At 35.4% G+C, this 3,043-nt stretch carries 3 protein-coding genes; 1 reads left to right on the top strand and 2 read right to left on the bottom strand.

Going from position 1 to position 3,043, the window contains the following annotated elements; translation table 11 throughout:
• The first annotated feature begins 105 nt into the window (after nt 1-105).
• Nucleotides 106-1,551, top strand: coding sequence for a hypothetical protein (locus tag E5A76_RS13875; protein ID WP_161119279.1), 1,446 nt, complete (start codon nt 106-108; stop codon nt 1,549-1,551).
• A gap of 131 nt (nt 1,552-1,682) precedes the next feature.
• Here E5A76_RS13875 and E5A76_RS13870 read toward each other — a convergent pair whose 3' ends face one another.
• Together E5A76_RS13870 and E5A76_RS13865 are read right to left on the bottom strand one after the other, a co-directional pair.
• A complete protein-coding gene (locus E5A76_RS13870; RefSeq protein WP_161119278.1) occupies nt 1,683-2,312 on the bottom strand; it encodes a LysE family translocator in 630 nt (209 codons plus the stop codon).
• A 119-nt stretch (nt 2,313-2,431) separates the two neighbouring features.
• Nucleotides 2,432-3,043 (bottom strand): hypothetical protein (locus E5A76_RS13865; RefSeq protein WP_161119277.1); only part of this gene is annotated, 612 nt, incomplete at its 5' end.

Genomic DNA, 3,043 nt, shown 5'->3' with positions numbered 1-3,043 from the left:
TAAACGCATTATATTGCATTTATTCTATGGAATAAAATGACGTGTAAATTATTAAACTTAAAGCTTTCCCATCCTCTATTACATATTTCCATTAAGGAATAAAGAATGAAAATTACAAATGTTGCTCTTGCAGTGTCATTAGGCTTATTTTTGTCTGCTTGTGGTGGTAGTTCTGATTCAGGTGAAACGTCCACAAATCCTACTCGCAGCATTCAAGGAAAAGCCATAGATGGTTATGTTAAAGGTGCAACTGTCGGTTTAGATTTAAACTTTAATGGAAAGTTAGATTTAGGTGAGCCGACAACAGTTACAGGCGATAATGGTGCATATATTTTGGATATTAAATCAAATGAAGATGCATCTTGCGTTGACTATGTCCCTACCATTGTTGATGTACCTGTTGGTGCTGTTGACGAAGACTTAGGTATTGTAGAAACGGCTTATAGTATGACTATAGCACCTGCAATCTTTATTCCTAGTGACAAAGACATCCGTGATATCACTCCACTAACTACAGTACTTTGGGATAATATCCAACAAGATCTTGAAAGTAACAACTTAGGAATGCTCAGTTGCGCAGCTATTCAAAATCAATCTGAAACACGCGAACGTATTAGTATGATGCTGAAAGAGCAAGAATATCGTTTACAACGACGTTTTAATGTGCCTGTAGAAGAGCTTTATAGTGACTTTATTGCATCGGGGAATGTGAACCTTGCTGAAAATGCTGCAAAGTTAGTTAAAGGGATGCAATTGTCCTACGAAGAAACTCGTGTTTTGTTACAAGAACCAAATGTTCTATATGCAGACGTTGAGTATATTCAAGGTCATTGGAATTACATGATGGAAAACGAAAGCAACTCCAAACATTGGCATCGTGTAACAACAACTCAATATAAAGATAAATCTACTACTACACGTATCGAGCGAATGTCTGATGATTTAACAACAGTAGTTAAAATCTTTGAAAACTCAATGAAGCGTGAGATAAGTGAACGAGGTTTATCACTAATTGAACGATATGCAGTAGAACCTGATGGTTGTAATATTACCATTGAACTAGTGCAAGCAAAAAATGATGGTCGTGGTTTACGTAATCATCATCATATTGACAACATTGACTCACTTTCAGTTTGTCAAAATGCTGTTGATGAAAATAACCTGACTAATCAAACTATCCTAGCGTATCAATCGAATGGAATTGACGACATTGGCAAAGTGGAAGAAGTTGGGCAATTTCAATATAGTCAAGAACAGGTGTTCAGCTACCGAAATTTAATCACTACATTTAAAGTGATGGATGCAGATGAGTTAAATCAATTTAATTATATTTCTGCTGACTTTAATAATGAAGAAACTCATTTATCGACGTCAGTGCTTCGTAATCATTCTACTCATTTAGAAGACAGGTATGTTTGGTTAGGCCGTGATGTTATAAAAGGAACCTGGAGTAAACAAATCCAATATAAATCTGGATTGCATGAATTTTATTGTTCAGTAGATGGTGAAGTTTGGAATCCTGTAAATAAAATATCAGACTGTGATAAATAAAATTTAGAGTAGAGAGAGGGGTTATTCCTCTCTCATCTTATTCCATCAAGAATAACTCTTGACTTATATCAGCTGTCTTGTATTTGTGGATGGATATCGATTAGCTACAATTATCCATGTTTGTTAGATCACTACGAAGCCATTACCTTGATGCCTAAAATCGTAAACAATCCGCCAGTGATATAATTCATTATTCCAGAAATCCGGGCGTACAGACTTTTCGCTGATTGATGGGAAAATACCGTCGCTAAGAACAAGTGCCAAATAAGCGTAATTGAGGACATTGTTAGCATAATGGCTAATATCATCGTGACACTCATGTTTTCAGGCATAGATACACTGAATAAACTGACCACGAAGAAACCTGTTTTAGGGTTTAAGATACTGGTGACAAAAGCTGATATAAATACCTTTCTTTTTGATGGAAATAGCACTTGCATGTTGTTAGTTAATTCACCTAGTTTTTTTATTTTCCGAGTGAGGTAAATCTGGCGTACTCCTAAATACAATAAATAACTGCCACCTATTACTTTCATTAAACCAACTAATTGAGGGAAATGAGAAAATAGAATAACTAAGCCAGAGCCACCAGAAAACGACCATAGTAACGTTGCACAACTTACCCCAAATGCAGAAAACGCAGCAATCTTACGATTATAATTAAGTGCCGTGTTGATCGTTAAAAGGACATTAGCACCCGGAGTCGCAACCGCTAACATCCAGATTAAAGCTACATGAAGAAGAACCAATACATATTCCATTATCTGTAATCTCGCATACGGTCTCTTGTCTAGGCTCTATAACGCTTAAATAACAGTCGATTGCTACCCTTAAATGATTGAAAGGGTAAATTACTATTTCCAGCAATAAACGTCCACGTTCATTCTCTGTTATGTTTTTTACGCTCAACCTCTCTGTGTATTTCTTCTATTAATTCTTTGGGCATAGGATTATGCCAGCGTAATGATTTTAATTCAGGTACATACACCACTCCTATACTCCTACTTATTTTTAGGAATCTATTGTCTAATTCAACACCAATTGATTCTAGTGACGTTAGCCCAAGTTCATAATCTTTTAGAAAATCGAGGTAGCAGCTAGTAGCATCAGAATATTCTTCATCTGTGAATGCTACAGGGAACATCAATTTTAAAATTTTTTCATCATTAATTTGAGCTGTAAACGACAGATCAATTGAGAATTTTGTTTTGAGCTCGATATTTCCTAAGGTCGGTTCAATTCTACTTTTAAGCTTGGCTTTTCCACTAAAATTAGAAAGTTTAGTTTTAGCTTGGCTGTATGCATCTTTACCTAATTCAGTTATTAAAGAGCTTACGAATGGCTGGACAAAGTGGATAGTAATTAGTGTTGGTATTACCCAATCACTACATGCGAATGGACCATATGAGTCTCTATTTGTATGGGTACAATTTTTTGAAAATAACTGATCTTCTAGAAGCTCTTTAACTTCATGCTCTAAATAGTTTTTATA

It is taken from the genome of Photobacterium lucens, from assembly GCF_009873615.1.
In the GTDB taxonomy this organism is placed as follows: Bacteria; Pseudomonadota; Gammaproteobacteria; order Enterobacterales; family Vibrionaceae; genus Photobacterium; species Photobacterium lucens.
The sequence above is the reverse complement of the archived record's forward strand: the minus strand, read 5'-3'. Positions and strand labels throughout refer to the sequence as shown.

Bases quoted from the DNA above. Each gene is read 5' to 3' on its own strand.
- E5A76_RS13870 (WP_161119278.1), bottom strand. From the start codon at position 2,312: ATGGAATATGTATTGGTTCTTCTTCATGTAGCTTTAATCTGGATGTTA.
- E5A76_RS13875 (WP_161119279.1), top strand. From the start codon at position 106: ATGAAAATTACAAATGTTGCTCTTGCAGTGTCATTAGGCTTATTTTTG.